The sequence below is a fragment of the Aquimarina sp. TRL1 genome (assembly GCF_013365535.1).
Classification (GTDB): Bacteria; Bacteroidota; Bacteroidia; order Flavobacteriales; family Flavobacteriaceae; genus Aquimarina; species Aquimarina hainanensis.
This window is the reverse complement of the sequence record NZ_CP053590.1, coordinates 4,831,460-4,846,793: the sequence shown is the minus strand read 5'-3', so window position 1 is coordinate 4,846,793 and position 15,334 is coordinate 4,831,460. Positions and strand designations below refer to the sequence as shown.

Below are 15,334 nucleotides of genomic sequence, written 5' to 3'. Positions count from 1 at the left end.
ATAATAACGCGAACAAACGTTAATTAATTGTATATATATTGTTAATTTGGCTTAAGCAATGTAGCACAATATGAAATAAATGTTAAGATCAATATAGGGGAGAAGGTAGCTACAAAAGGATAAGTAGGTTTGTAAAAATGTTAACTATTACCAATTAAATATAAACTTAATTTCACATGAAAAAAATCATCTTAATAGCACTGTGTATTCTTACATGGGGCTCATATGGGAACAATGGGAGGTATCGTTTGTCCCTTAGGGATAATCCTGCAACATCCATTGTAGTAGGGTGGGATCAGCTATCAGGTACGAACCCTACGGTATATTATGGAACTACTGATTATGGTACAGATTATACGAGGTATCCTAATACTAAAACAGCTGATAGAGTTGTATCTTATAAAGGAATGAATAATCACTTTGCACGATTAACAGGATTGATACCTAATACGGCATATTATTTTGTGATTAGAGATAGTCAGGGAACAAGTGCCCGGTTTTGGTTCAAAACGGCTCCCTCTGATAATAGTAGATTATCATTTATTGCAGGAGGAGATTCGAGAAATAACAGAACTCCCAGAAAAAATGCCAATAGATTAGTAGCCAAACTAAAACCTCATGCAGTGTTATTTGGAGGAGATATGACCAATGGAGATAGTAGTGGAGAATGGAGAGATTGGTTTGATGATTGGCAGTTGACAATAGCAGGAGATAACCGAATGTTTCCTATAGTAGCAGCCAGAGGAAATCATGAAGATAGTAATAATAGTATCTATAATCTATTTGATGTTCCTTCTACCAGTGTATATTATGCCCTTACTTTTGGAAAGAATCTCGTACGAGCTTATACCTTAAATACAGAGATCTCAATTTCCGGAAATCAAACAAATTGGTTAAAAAATGATTTAAATGCACATCCAAACGTACTGTGGAAAATGGCACAATATCATAAACCGATGAGACCTCATGTCTCTTCTAAAAGAGAAGGAAACAGTCAATATTCTAATTGGGCACAGCTTTTTTATGATAAAGAAGTAAAGTTAGTGGTAGAATGTGATTCTCATACCGTAAAATCTACTTGGCCTGTTCGTCCGACAACCGGAAGCGGAAATGATGAAGGTTTTATCAGAGAAGATCAGAATGGAACTGTTTATGTAGGGGAAGGATGCTGGGGAGCACCGCTTAGATCAAATAATGATAGCAAAAGCTGGACGAGAAATTCATCGAGATTCAATCAGTTTAAATGGATATTTGTTGATGAAAATAAAATAGAAACGCGAACGATTAAGGTTGATAATGCATCTCAGGTAGGAGAAGTGTCTAATTCTGATGTTTTTCAAATACCAGCAAATTTGGATATTTGGAATCCTTCTAATGGAAGTGTGATTACAATTAGTGCAAGTTCAGTACCTTCTTATACTGTAACTACAAATACAACAGGAGAAGGAAGTGTTGATGGAGGAGGAGTCTATAAAGAAGGAGAACAGATTACATTAACCGCAACACCACAAGCCGGTTGGGAATTCGAAAAATGGACAGGAGGAGCGACAGGAACAACAAACCCAATACAATTGACTGTAACAAGTGATCTTACAGTAACTGCAGTGTTTAAAAAAATTAATGGGGGAAATACGGGTACCCTAGGAATCATAACAATCGGAGATAAAAACTCAAGACATGCTACCCGAAGAGCGATGCCCTATACAATGACTGAATCAGGAACACTAAAAAGTGTAGCCCTTCATGTAGAAGGTGGTGTCGGAAGTGTTCAGGTAGGAGTGTATAGAGATCAAAATGGAGTTCCTGGGGACCGAATAGGAAAAACAGCTGTAACTGCAGTACGGTCTGCTAGGGGGTGGCAACATATTCCATTAGAAACTTCTGTACGTATTACTTCAGGAACAACCGTTTGGTTAGCATGGATTTTTTCTGATAATCCAGGGATTGCATATGTCAGTGGAACTCCGGGAAGATATCAAGCGACAAACTCTTCATGGTCTTCTAGTGGTAATAATATGCCGACATCTTATGGAAATGGATCACAGAGTAATTACCGATATTCGATCTATGCAGTATATGAGAAGTCAAGTGTGTCAGAATACACTGTAAGTACTTCTGTATCGGGACAAGGAACTGTTGATGGGGCTGGGGTATATGCTTCAGGGACACAACTGAGCCTGAAGGCAACTCCCCAACCAGGTTGGAAGTTTGATTCCTGGAGTGGAGGAGCTTCAGGAACAGAAAATCCATTGACGATTACGGTAAATTCAGATGTTTCTGTGACAGCTGTTTTTAAGGAAAATACAGGAGGAACAACCGCTACTTTAGGAATCACTACAGTAGGAGATAGAACCTCAAAACATGCTACCAGAAGAGCAATGCCATATACGATGTCAGAGTCCGGAATTTTGAAAAGTGTTTCCCTACATGTAGAAGGAGGAAGTGGAAGCGTACAAGTAGGCGTATATGAAGATGTGAACGGAGTGCCAGGAAACCTATTGGGTAAGACAAGTATGACTGCTGTGCAGGGAACCAGAGGGTGGCAAACAATTTCCTTGATCAATCCGGTTACTGTTTCTTCGGGATCTACGGTATGGTTAGCATGGATATTTTCTAACAACCCGGGAATTGCATACATAACAGGAAGTCCGGGAAGGTATCAGGCTACAAATTCTCAGTGGGTAGCCGGACAGGATAACATGCCGACAGCATATGGTAGTGGTTCTCAAAGTGATTATAAATATTCAATTTATGCTACCTATGAGGTAAGTAATAATCTCACAACTTCATCGGTTGAAAGGAACGAAGATACTCCATCAGCAATAGCACTGTATCCCAATCCGTTTACGGCAGATTTATATCTAGATATTCCTTCTGATGCCGTAAAAAAGGTGTTTATTGAGGTGAGAAACCTAAATGGCAAAACAGTGTATCATACTGTAGTAACCAAGGTATCTGATAGAGTCGCATTACCAGTACAAAACCTAAAAAAAGGAGTGTATTTTATCGTATTAAAAAGCCAAACAGGGAATACACTTTTATCAGATAAAATCATAAAAAGATAAGAAGTATTCTTATTGACAGATAAATAATAAAAATAAGCAGAACAATTTTGTTCTGCTTATTTTTATGATGTCTATTGATGAAGTGGTTTAAACTTTTTTGATTTAAATGAAAAAGTTTAAACCACTTCGATAAATGCTATCAGTAATTTTGTTTTGTACATTGTAGATTCAAGCTATTTTCTCTCTCATAGAATGAGTGAGAGACTTAGTAACAAATTGCTTTTGAATAAAAGCAATGTCTTCTTCATTTGTTTTAAAAGTAAGTTAATGAAAAATAATAAGTTTAGATCCTCATGCGAATTCGACCTGTAGAGAAAAAAGAAGCTGAACAATTAAGGGTAATTGGTATTGCAACCTTTGAAGATACATATGGGAGTTTGAATACTCCGGAGAATATGAAAATTTATCTGGAAAAAAACTTCTCGAAAAAGCAGCTATTGAAAGAGTTAGATAACCCGGATTCAAAATTTTATTTTTTGGAAGAGCAAGAGAAGGTGCTCGGCTATCTGAAAATAAATGTAGGAAGTTCTCAGACTGAATACTGCCTGGATGAGGCATTAGAAGTAGAGCGTATTTATATTTTATCTATATATCAGGGAAGAGGGTATGGAAGTAAATTATTGGATAAAGCTGTAGAAATAGCAAAGACAGCAGGAGTAAAAAACATTTGGCTAGGCGTTTGGGAAAAAAATCTCAAAGCGATTAATTTTTACCAGAAAAATGGGTTTGTAGTATTTCATACTCATATATTCAAATTAGGAGATGAAGAACAAACTGATCTTTTGATGAAAAAAGTAATTTTAGACGAATAGGGTAAAATGGAATTTTGTACCCTATGGCTGTATAAAGTACTTTTTATTTATATGTTTGCTTTCCGAATAAAGAAACATTTGTATTTTGACGATATCTGACCCCACTGTTTTATGGCTAAAAGAACAGGTATATGATTCCTGTGGTTTTGAGCTTACCGCGTATCAGGAAGAAGAAGAAAGTAGTGCCTATTGTGCAGCACGTTTTAAGTTAAATGGAAAAACAACTATTTTTAGAAAAGCAAAAATTACTCCTAAAAAAACAGGTCAGTTTGTAACTGTTTGGAAAAGAAATGAAAAAGGGGTTACGGTCCCTTTTCAGGAAACGGATCAGATTGATTTGGTCGTAATATTTGTAGCGAGTGGTCATCAAAAAGGAACGTTTATTTTTCCAGGTCGGATACTCATAGAAAAAAAGATTATTTCATCAGCTCATATAGAAGGAAAAAGAGGAATACGTGTTTACCCACCATGGGATGCTCCAAAAAGCAAACAGGCAATACAAACACAAAAATGGCAATGTCTTTATTTCGTTTCTTTGGATTCCCTTTTGACGACAGAAATAGAACAATTAAAAAAGAAGTATAAATAAATCATCTCGGTCACAAGTATGCGCGGCATTATTAAGAAAATGGATGGTATTTAAGCTAAGGATGTACGTTACAACTATTTAATAAATAAAGTTGCTATTGTATTCTTTCATATTCATAAGAAGCATTGTATTGATATCCAGCAGCAAGTATTAATAATATGGCTCCTTCGTTTCCAATAGCTTCATTCACAATTAGATTGTTGTCTTTGGTCATTCCGATTCTTCTCTTGTCACTTCGATAGCCTCCAAAAAGAAAAGGAATCCCATGTATGCTAATATCTTTGTTATCCAGATAAAACATTCCATTTTTGTACTTTCCGGATAATGTGGTGTCTCTTATGATAGTTGTGTTTTCGATCAGCTTGATACGTAAGTTTTTATTGTCTTTAAAAGTTAAAGCTACGCTATACGTATTGTTATGAGTACACAAAGAGTCCGCTTTTCTCTCAGAGTTCCAGTTTTCATCAACTATGTTTTGATAGAGGTTGGTGTACCGTATGCAATTGTCAGTGCTTGTTTCTTTTTGAAATCGCTTGACAGGATATAGTTTAAATTTTCCGTTAAGCATATGAAGAGTATGTTCATTTAACTTTATATACTCCTTTCTAAACTCTTTTTTAGAATAGGAGACACATCCATATAATGAACAATAGAGCAGGGCTATCAGGAAATAGTTACGAATCAACTTGGCTTTTTTCAAAATTATAAACAAACTCATGTATATATGTTTTGAAGATGTTAAATGTTACCTGTTTTTATTGACACTGCTAAACAGGTATAATATCCTCAAGACTTCCTTTTAAATCGAAATTTTGACTCCAGCGAATGCCTCGTGAGTTTGCCCCAAGGTGGTTTACAGGACCATTGGGACCCGAATGTGTTTTGAATTATACCATTTATGTATGGATAAAAAGAACCGCTAAATAGTTGTTTAGTGAATCTAATCTCGAAGACTGTACATTATGTAATAACCTTAGTATTTTTAGATGCAATTTTCCCACCGATCCATGCCATTGGAATATATGCACAAGCAAGATCAGTAATTATAAACCAGGTTGGTGCTGGTAACATATAACTGGCTAATATACCGCCAATAAGAAAGAGTACTCCAATCCCTAGTGCAATTTTCATTTTGTGAGTAGCAGCGATTAATGCAGCGACCAAAGCTCCTCCTAAAGTACCTAGAGCATGTGCTACGAATGGAAAGATAAAATGTTTAGCATCCAGAGTAGGCATAATAGTCGCTAATTCTTTCAGATTATTTGTGTCGATATTCTCGATTGGGAGTAGTGTATGACCAATTTTTACGATGCTCATATTGACAATACTACCCACTAACCATCCGGCGATAATAGCTAGGATATTTCTTATAATAGGATTCATATATGATGTTTTTAGTAATTATTCTTAAGTGTTGATTTATTGATGGTTGCATAAAAATACCTATTTAATTGTGGAAAACCTTTCTCATAAGATAAATTCTGGCTTATTCCCGTTTTTGATTCTTGCTCAAATTATTTTTTAATAATCGATATGTAAGCTGTGTTACGAAAGAGAAAACTAGCTGAAGTTTATCGCTGTTTGATTAAACAGCGAGGTAGATAAAAACGAGTTAAAGTTTTGTTAAAAATTAAATCGGTTTTACCTCGATAAACCCCTGTTTTTTCGTTGATTCACCAAGTTAACAGCTTGTTTTATATGACTTTAAAATTTTGTTAATCTTTTGGTTGATGACTTTGCCTCACTAAAATTGAGTTAAAATTATTTAGAAGAAGAAGGATTATTGGTTAAGTTTTTTATCTTTATTTAGAATAAATTAAAATTAATTTAAAAATATATACTAAAAACACGAGATCTTCTGTGCTTTTTATAATGAAAAACGAAAGAAATTATAAATAGCTGACAGGAGGATTTTACGTGTGTACTATTACTCCATATATTATTTTACCCAGCTGTGATATGAAATGTAAGTTGTTTGTAATTAGGGTGTTTGATTCTTTTTTGTTAGAGGGGATAATGAACCGATTTGTTTTCTTTTAGCACGGTAAATTAATTGATTGAGATAATGAGTAGCGTATAAAACATAAGTTCTGAACAATCGATTTTTAATATAAATATATTCAAATATTACTCAGGTAAAAATGATAACAACCAACGTGAATAATTATGAACAGGAGAATTATAAAAATACTGTTCCACATCTAGAACCAGAAGTTTGGGAAAGGGTCAACAGACTACATATTCGAAAAATTATTTCAGAATTTGCTCATGAACTTCTACTCACTCCGGAATTACAGTCCAAAGAAGGGGATTGGGGAGTGTACACATTGCCGATTTCGGATACAGCGATTACTTATCATTTTAGAGCTCAGGTATTGAGTTTAGATCATTGGCATATCGAAACTACCTCTATAGAAAAGTATGAAGAGGGAAAAAAAGTTCCTTTAGATTCATTAAGCTTTATTATAGAAGTTAAGGATATTGTAGGTATAAATGAAGATATTCTTCCATTGTATATGGAAGAAATCAATAGTACTTTATGCGGAAGAGCCTATGTGTATTCTCAAAAAAAGACCACATCAGAGGACTTGGTTCATGCTGATTACCAGGATATAGAACATGCTATGATTGAAGGGCACCCTTGTTTTGTAGCGAATAATGGTCGAATTGGATTTGATTTGGTAGATTATAAAAAATATGTACCGGAGGCAGCGGCTCCTTTTTCTTTATTATGGGTTGCCGGTCATAAGGATAATACAGGCTTTACTACTGTGAAAGGGGTGGATTATGAACAGATAATGAGCTCGGAATTGAGTGAGGAAACTCGTACTGCTTTTGAAACGATCTTACATAATAAAGGAGTTAAATCATCTGATTATTTTTTCATTCCAATACATCCCTGGCAATGGCATAATAAACTAGCTATGATATTCGCTCCGGATATTGCTAATAAAAAATTAGTACTACTAGGATATAGTGAAGATAAATATAGACCTCAGCAGTCTATTCGTACATTCTTTAATATCAGTAATCCGACAAAGCACTATGTCAAAACAGCACTTTCTATACTTAATATGGGATTTATGAGGGGATTGCCTCCTTCATATATGATTACTACTCCTCCAATAAATGATTGGGTATCTGAGATTGTGACAAATGATGCTTATTTAGAGAAAAAAGGATTTACAATTTTACGAGAAACGGCAACAGTAGGATATACCAATACATATTATTACAATGCCGGGAAAGATACAGATTATAACAGAATGCTTTCTTCATTATGGAGAGAAAGCCCTATGACTAAATTGCGTTCCGGAGAAAAGCTAATGACAATGGCTGCTCTGTTGCATATTGATAAAAATGGAACAGCTCTTTTACCCTTGTTGATTAGAGATTCAGGATTAGATACAACTAACTGGTTGAGAAAATACCTGGATGCTTACTTAAGTCCGTTGCTTCACTGTTTCTATCATCATGATATCAGGTTTACACCTCATGGAGAGAACCTTATTTTAATTATGAAAAATAATGTCCCGGTACGAGTTATTATGAAAGATATAGGAGAAGAAGTGGGATTTGTTAATAACGATGTAGCACTACCTGAAGCAGTACAGCAAATGAGAGTTCCGGTATCAAAAGAACTAAAGATATTATCGATCTTTACGCAGATATTTGATTGTTATTTCCGTTTCCTTTCTCACATCCTTGTAGAACACGATAATTACCCTCAAGAAAAATTCTGGGAACTGGCTGCTGATTGTATTACCACGTACCAGCAAGAAAATCCTCAATTAGAAAAGAAATTTGAAGAGTGTGATCTGTTTGCAGATGAGATTATCAAAACATGTCTTAATAGATTACAATTGCGAAATAATAAAAAAATGGTTGATTTAAGTGATCCGTTTAAAACTCAGCAATTTGCAGGAACCTTTAAAAACCCTTTAGCGGCTTATAAAAAAGTAGCACTTTAATTCACTTTATTTACTATCATCTACGATAACAAAACATGGAAGCAATTCAAGAAATAGCACCAGAAGAAGCTATATCACATATAAAATCAACTGTTTGGGAAAAAGTTAACCGAATACACATAAAAAAAATCCTTTCGGAATTTTCTCATGAACGTATTATAACCCCGGAACTTACAGGACAACATGGCGAATGGGGGCAATATGTAGTAAAAGAAGAGCACTCAGATGTCGCATATCATTTCGAAGCAAAGGTATTACACTTAAATCACTGGTACATATCAGAAGAGAGTATCAGAAAATACAAAGGAGGAAACCCGGAAGTACTAGATTCTTTAAACTTTATTGTAGAGTTTAATAAACAGCTGGGAATCGATGAAAAATCTCTTTTAGTATATATGGAAGAGGTAGGGAATACCCTCTATGGAATGGCTTATATGCATGAAAAACATAAAAACTATACTACAGAGTTAACTGCCATTGATTATCAGAAAATCGAAGGTGCTATGACCGGACATCCCAGGTTTATAGCTAATAATGGCAGAATTGGATTTAATGTTACGGACTATATAGCCTATGCTCCGGAAACAGCAAAACCCTTTTCTCTTGTTTGGCTGGCTGCACATAAAGAAAGAGCAAAATTTACGACAGTTCCTTCATTAGATTATAATAAACTGATGAAGCAGGAACTGGGAGAAGAAGCAATACATCATTTTAATACAATTGTAGAACAACGAGGAGTGGCTTCAGATGATTATTATTTTATCCCAATTCACCCCTGGCAATGGACGAATAAGTTATCTCATGTTTTTGCAGCAGATTTAGCATTAAATTACTTAATCTTTTTGGGAGAAAGTGAAGATAAATACTTGCCACAACAATCAATCCGAACATTCTACAATGTTTCGAATCCAGATAAATTTTATGTCAAAACGGCTTTGTCTATTTTAAACATGGGGTATGTGAGAGGATTATCTCCCTATTACATGCAGACAAATCCAGCTATTAATGATTGGTTAAAAAACCTTCTTGAGAGCGATGCTTATTTGAGTGAAAATGGGTTTAGTGTACTCAGGGAAATAGCGACTATAGGGTATGGGCATTCTCACTATGAGAAAGCGATAAAAAATGGAAGTCATTATAAAAAGATGCTTGCCAGTCTATGGAGAGAAAGCCCGGCAGATAAATTAGATAAAGGGCAGGAGCCAATGACTATGGCGGCTTTATTACATATAGATCCGGATGGGAAAGCATTATTACCAGCTTTTATAAAAGCTTCTGGTCTGGATACAGATACCTGGCTGAAACATTATTTCAAAGCATACCTATCACCTCTTATTCATTGTTTTTATACCTATGATCTTGTGTTTATGCCACATGGAGAAAACCTGATTTTGGTCATGGAAAATAATATTCCTGTCAAAGCAATAATGAAAGATATCGGAGAAGAAATATCTTTAATAAATACGGACATGGAAGTACCAGAGGTGGTCAATAGAGTCTTGACGACAGTAGAGGAAGCAGCAAAAACCCTTCCTATATTTACGCAGCTGTTTGATTCATTTTTCAGGTTTATGTCAGCTATTTTGGTAGAACATACTGAATATTCAGAAGAAAATTTCTGGGCTTTAGTCGCAGAAACCATAATAGCATATCAGGAAGCTCATCCGAATCTTCAGGCAAAGTTTGATACCTATGACCTCTTTGCTCCGAGTTTTGATCCTGATGCTTTGAATCGTTTACAATTGAGAAATAATCGTCAGCTAAGAAATTTGGAAAACCCTTTTGGAGATTTGAAAACAGTAGGAGTTTTAACCAATCCAATTGCTAAGTACGCTCCTAAAAAATCATAATATTTATCATCAGAGAGATCTTTTTGATTACTCGACTATAATAAAAACACCATTGACTGTATAATGTCAATGGTGTTTTGTAATACTATTTCTGCTTTGAGAGCACCCAAATAGAAAGAAGATATTTTTTGTTTAGGTAATTAAGAAATAGAAATGGTATAAATGAAGAGGTTTAAACTTTTTTGAGTTAAGTGAAAAATAGTGGTTTTGTGTTCAGGTGAAATATTTTTTAGTTGCATAGCAAGGCTACGGAAGTCAAAAATTGTGAAACATGAGCGCAAGGAGACATTTTTTAAACAAATTGGAAAAAGTTTAAACCACTTTCAATATCTCCAATGTAAAACCAATGCGATTTATCAGATGTTTTTTTACAATGAAGAGATTTAGACTTTTTTGATTTAAGTGAAAAATAGTGGATTTGTGTTCAGATGAAGTATTTTTTTAGTTGCATAGCAAGGCTACGGAAGTCAAAAATTGAGAAATATGAGCACAAAAAGACATTTTTTTAGCAAATTGAAAAAAAATTAAATCACTTCAATAAATCGCTTAAAAATAATACTCGATAATGAGTTATATTATTACCTCTCCGGCAGTACGATCCAGAAGGATTTTGTTCGGAATTGTTCTATCATTAGCTGTTTTAAGTCATACCAGGATATTTTTTTATCAGTGGTATACCGATCCTACCAATCTGGCAACCACCAATATTGGATTGTTTTTTGTTCAATTTATAGCGTATACATTTGCACCGGCTACTTATATTCTTTGCGGGATTCATTTATATCTCAAGAATCAACATAAAGAAAAAACAGCCATAGCCGGATCTATTGCTAAGAAAGGATTAATTCTTATTGTTTTAGAGCTTACGCTAAATAGTTTTTTGTGGAATTTTGACCCGTATTTTAGGACGATAGGAGTGCTGATTTTAGGGAGTTTGGGAATTGCATTTTTGGTTCTTGCATTCTTGCAGTTCTTGCCTAAAAAGTTTTTAGCAGTATTGGGGGTTCTTATTATTACAGCACATCATTTTTTGGATGGAATTGTAATGAAAGGACACTCACTTTTATCGATCATTTGGTATATAATTTATCAGAAACAATTTATTGTCATAGAAGAGCAGTTGTTTATTTTTAGTTATACATTGCTCCCCTGGTTGGGATTACTATTACTGGGGTATGCTTTTGGAAACTATTTCAATACGGGATTTCCGGCTCATATACGAAGAAAAAGAATGCTAATTACCGCAGGAATATTGATCACTCTTTTTTTTGTAATTAGAACTATTAACGGGTATGGAGAAGTACCCTGGAAATATCAGAAAGACACAATTACAACTGTAATAGACTTTTTTAATATAACCAAATATCCCGCTTCTTTAGCATTTATAACCATAACAACAGGAATCGTACTTCTCTTATTGTATAGTGCTGAAAGGTGGAGATTTAGGGGGTTTCATTTTTTTGAAACACTGGGTAGGTTTCCATTGTTTACTTATTTGTTAAGTACCTTTGTTATACATTTTACAGCGATGCTTTTTTATCGGATAATGAACGGTTCCTGGGATTTGATGACCATTACCGTTACTTCATATGCTCCTACCAGTCCATTAATGTCTTATGGATATCCATTATGGGTTGTATATATGTTTTGGGGGGTATTTATGGGAGTATTATACGGTTGCTGTCGGGTCTGTAACAAGAAAATCCAAAGTTGTATACAGTAAACAAGGGAGCTCCCCCCTCCAGGCATGGGGTCTAGCCCAGTAAAAAGTATTTCGAAGTATTAATTTAATACTTCGAAGGCTTCCGAAACGGGTTCTGAGCCTTTCTATTAATAGCTGTTTGCCCAAAATAATAGAAAAAAGGGCTTTCGTTAAGGGGGTGTTGCCCAAAAATGTGGATAGGTAAGAAATAAATGAATGCTTTGATTGATTAAAAGCATTCTTCGAAGCAGTTCAGGAATCCTTAGAACGGGTCTTATAGGAGGCTTTATGCGGTGTAAGAAGCCATCGAGCCTCTATAAGATGGGCTATAAGGGGCAGCGATGAGGGAGTCTCTCCCTGTCTAAGTGTGTATTTTATTCTTTTTTACATAAAATACTGTTTTTATTCCCTTACGTACTACTTCTTCTTAATAAATAGCTATTAACCAGCATCATTTATAAAAATCACAATGCGCTTTATATACGGGGTATCTGCTAATAATTTACTGAAACTACTGCAAAAAGATGGATAATATTATATATAGTATTGTATGATTAGTTATATTGTGCTATCAATAGAATCACAAACACAAATCATCAATAGTATGGGCTTTAAAGCAGAACTAACTATAGACAATAACGTATATCCGCTATTGTTCTGTCATTATGAAGTCTCACAGACAGCAGATCATACAGGTCGTCCCAATCCCTATATCACAGCAGGGATTATCGATATTCGGCTTCCTATGACCCGGGACGATCTATTAGTAGATTGGGTATTGCAACCTTCTCTAATGAAGAAGGGAACCATCACCATTTATAGATATGATATGAGCGCTGTAGAAACCACTATTCATTTCTATAATGCTTATGGGTTACATTATCACCTGGAGTTTGATGCCGAATCAGCACAAACTGCTTATATTGATTTTAGAATTGGTGCAGGAGAATTACACCTTAATGAGCTGATCCATGAGAATAGATGGAATCCGGAGAGATATGAAGCTCCGATAGCACAAAACACTACAACCATGCTCACTCCTGTAATCAATACCGTACAATGGGTACATCCGGAAACACAGGAATCTATAGAACAAACTACGTATAATGAGACCGTCTCACTAAGTGGTAGCATCCAACACCCGGAGGGGAATGCTTTCCAAATACATATTCGCAAAAAAGACGGAAGCCTAATAGAAGAAGGTAGAGAAGAACTGGTATTTAGTGAGACCTTAGATAGTGACGGAACTTTTGAACTCACCGCCATAGAAATCAAAGAACAATGGGCGGATTTTAAACAGGGGGAAATAGATGAACTTATCGCCAGGGTAACCCATGGAGGAATTACTAAGAAAAGTGCCCCTCTGCAACTTACACCTCCTCCCAAAGTTATTGTAGATTTTAGACCAGGTAAAAAATACAACGGGGAGTATGGTTTTGACTATATGCGGGATAAAAAGACTAAAGCCGACAAACTTACCTACAAAGATATTTTAGGGGAGAATTACGAGTACAACAAAACAAAAAAGAAATGGGTTGAAAAATTCACAAAATATACCACAGATACAAAATACAACGATTTAAAAGACAACCACTACAAAACTATTACTTTTCCTTGGCACAAAGATAGCAAGGGTAAAGAAATAGAATATATACAAAGTTGGTTAACTGTATACCCTAAACAAACTGTAATTTTAAGCTTGCAGGTAGATACTATCGAAAATCTTAACGAAGTAGCGATGTGTTTAGAATACGATACCGACTTATTTACCTTAAGTACAGATACCATACCCGCACAAGGCAAAAAGAATACTAAAAAACGACTAAAAGACTTTTTAACTTTAGAGTGTAAAAAAGAATTTGATACCGACCAAATTATAAAAGTAACGTATGGCAACCGCCAACTGGGGCAACTAAACATACTAGCCAATGCTAAAGCAAAACGTAAAAAAGCAGAAGTGGTATTTGTAAAAGTGAAAACCAATTTAAAAGGAAGTATATTACAAGGAAGTACAACGAATAAAAAGGGGAGAAAAGAAAGTATTGAGCTTATTAAGTTTTTAAAACAAGGATTAGTAACAGCAAATACTGCCGAAGTTGAATTTGATTTAACAGCAACAGATGCCACTACCAAAAAACCAAAATATCCTAATTTTAATAAAAATTTTACTACTGTTAATAGTAAAGGTTTGAAAATACTCAATAAACATCATAATACTATAAAAACGGAGACGTTGGTAAATTTTATAGAAAGTGCGTTTAACAAGACCAACCCTACCTATGCCAACCATTTTAAAATATTCGTATTCGGAGATAAAGGAGGAAAGCATAAATACAAAACAGTGCTTGATCCAAAAACTAAAAAGAAAGTTAAGAAAAAAGATGGTGTAAAAGGATTAGGTGGGTATGCAAAAGCCATTAAAAGCCAAGCCGTAATTGTATTTGCTGGCAGGAACGATGCTACTACTACACACGAATTGTTACACGCTATTGGTTTGCATCATTCTTTTGAGTATAAGAAAGATTTTTCATACAAAAAAGGTGACACCTACAATATTATGGATTATTCACACCTTCCTAAATATGGGAGTAAAAAACGAAATCACATTTGGTTATGGCAAATAAAAAAGCTGTGGGCAAATACAAACATAAAACCCGAATAATATGTTACGTATAGTTATTGTAAACTGTATAATTTTATGTACACTAAACAGTTGTATAGCACAAAAACAAAACATCATGAAAACTTTTGATATTGAAGCATATAATAAGAAAAAGAAAGACCCTGGTTATGATGGATATTATTTAAAAGATAGCACCTACATAAGGCAATTTGATGCTGGAGGAGATGGTATTTATATGAATTATATTGAGGTAATAACACATCCCACTAATTTTTTTCAAGAGTACAGAGTTTTTCATTACAATGGAAAAATAAAAATTGATGGATTGAAATTTTTTAACGATTATGAAAAAGGAGTTTGGAAAGAATATGATGAACAAGGTAATTTAGTAAAAGAAACTGATTATGATGCACCTTATAAGTTTACTTGGGAAAATGTTTTGGAACTAATTAAAAAAAGAGAAATTGATATGAATCACGAACAATTTCAGGTAAATAGAAGTTTTGGTTTTGGAACAGAAAATATTGGTAAAGAAACCGAAAAACCTTTTTGGGCAGTTACTTATGGAGTTAATGGTCGTGAAAAACTAAATGTTATTATTATTGATGGGGTTAATGGGAGTATAATTAAAGAGTACCTTGAAGATTACCCTGCTGGTGGGGATTACGATGATGAATAAAAAAAATATTCTGTTACTATTCTTTTTTATGGTGTTAGTTTCT

10 protein-coding genes are annotated in these 15,334 nt (G+C 34.6%); 8 read left to right on the top strand and 2 right to left on the bottom strand.

The annotated features are described in order from the left end of the window. Positions 1–176: 176 nt before the first annotated feature. From HN014_RS19980 to HN014_RS19970, 3 genes are all read left to right on the top strand, one after another. Positions 177–3,065, top strand: coding sequence for a fibronectin type III domain-containing protein (locus tag HN014_RS19980; RefSeq protein ID WP_176030601.1), 2,889 nt, complete (start codon positions 177–179; stop codon positions 3,063–3,065). A gap of 293 nt (positions 3,066–3,358) precedes the next feature. Further along, positions 3,359–3,877 carry a GNAT family N-acetyltransferase gene (locus HN014_RS19975; protein WP_176030600.1) on the top strand — a complete coding sequence of 173 codons (519 nt, stop codon included), beginning with the start codon at positions 3,359–3,361 and terminating at the stop codon, positions 3,875–3,877. Between the two features lie 85 nt (positions 3,878–3,962). Next, positions 3,963–4,466 (top strand): MepB family protein, encoded by a 504-nt coding sequence (locus tag HN014_RS19970; protein ID WP_176030599.1) that lies wholly within the window; start codon positions 3,963–3,965, stop codon positions 4,464–4,466. Between the two features lie 94 nt (positions 4,467–4,560). Here HN014_RS19970 and HN014_RS19965 read toward each other — a convergent pair whose 3' ends face one another. Together HN014_RS19965 and HN014_RS19960 are read right to left on the bottom strand one after the other, a co-directional pair. After that, positions 4,561–5,184, bottom strand: coding sequence for a hypothetical protein (locus tag HN014_RS19965; protein WP_176030598.1), 624 nt, complete (start codon positions 5,182–5,184; stop codon positions 4,561–4,563). A 242-nt stretch (positions 5,185–5,426) separates the two neighbouring features. After that, complete coding sequence (locus HN014_RS19960) at positions 5,427–5,849, bottom strand: hypothetical protein (RefSeq protein ID WP_176030597.1); 423 nt, start codon at positions 5,847–5,849, stop codon at positions 5,427–5,429. A 758-nt stretch (positions 5,850–6,607) separates the two neighbouring features. Between HN014_RS19960 and HN014_RS19955 the strand changes: the two genes are divergently transcribed. From HN014_RS19955 to HN014_RS19935, 5 genes are all read left to right on the top strand, one after another. Then, a complete protein-coding gene (locus HN014_RS19955; RefSeq protein WP_176030596.1) occupies positions 6,608–8,437 on the top strand; it encodes an IucA/IucC family siderophore biosynthesis protein in 1,830 nt (609 codons plus the stop codon). A 35-nt stretch (positions 8,438–8,472) separates the two neighbouring features. Beyond that, on the top strand, positions 8,473–10,287 hold the full coding sequence (locus tag HN014_RS19950; protein ID WP_176030595.1) for an IucA/IucC family siderophore biosynthesis protein: 1,815 nt from the start codon (positions 8,473–8,475) through the stop codon (positions 10,285–10,287). A gap of 565 nt (positions 10,288–10,852) precedes the next feature. Next, positions 10,853–12,010 (top strand): heparan-alpha-glucosaminide N-acetyltransferase domain-containing protein, encoded by a 1,158-nt coding sequence (locus tag HN014_RS19945; RefSeq protein WP_176030594.1) that lies wholly within the window; start codon positions 10,853–10,855, stop codon positions 12,008–12,010. Positions 12,011–12,539: 529 nt separating this feature from the next. Beyond that, positions 12,540–14,651 carry a type VI secretion system tube protein TssD gene (tssD, locus tag HN014_RS19940; RefSeq protein WP_176030593.1) on the top strand — a complete coding sequence of 704 codons (2,112 nt, stop codon included), beginning with the start codon at positions 12,540–12,542 and terminating at the stop codon, positions 14,649–14,651. A gap of 76 nt (positions 14,652–14,727) precedes the next feature. Further along, complete coding sequence (locus HN014_RS19935; RefSeq protein WP_176030592.1) at positions 14,728–15,291, top strand: hypothetical protein; 564 nt, start codon at positions 14,728–14,730, stop codon at positions 15,289–15,291. Positions 15,292–15,334 lie beyond the last annotated feature (43 nt).

Coding starts and splice junctions, on each gene's coding strand:
- HN014_RS19980 (WP_176030601.1), top strand. CDS start 177: ATGAAAAAAATCATCTTAATAGCACTGTGTATTCTTACATGGGGCTCA.
- HN014_RS19975 (WP_176030600.1), top strand. CDS start 3,359: ATGCGAATTCGACCTGTAGAGAAAAAAGAAGCTGAACAATTAAGGGTA.
- HN014_RS19965 (WP_176030598.1), bottom strand. CDS start 5,184: ATGAGTTTGTTTATAATTTTGAAAAAAGCCAAGTTGATTCGTAACTAT.
- HN014_RS19960 (WP_176030597.1), bottom strand. CDS start 5,849: ATGAATCCTATTATAAGAAATATCCTAGCTATTATCGCCGGATGGTTA.
- HN014_RS19955 (WP_176030596.1), top strand. CDS start 6,608: ATGATAACAACCAACGTGAATAATTATGAACAGGAGAATTATAAAAAT.
- HN014_RS19950 (WP_176030595.1), top strand. CDS start 8,473: ATGGAAGCAATTCAAGAAATAGCACCAGAAGAAGCTATATCACATATA.
- HN014_RS19945 (WP_176030594.1), top strand. CDS start 10,853: ATGAGTTATATTATTACCTCTCCGGCAGTACGATCCAGAAGGATTTTG.
- tssD (WP_176030593.1), top strand. CDS start 12,540: ATGATTAGTTATATTGTGCTATCAATAGAATCACAAACACAAATCATC.
- HN014_RS19935 (WP_176030592.1), top strand. CDS start 14,728: ATGAAAACTTTTGATATTGAAGCATATAATAAGAAAAAGAAAGACCCT.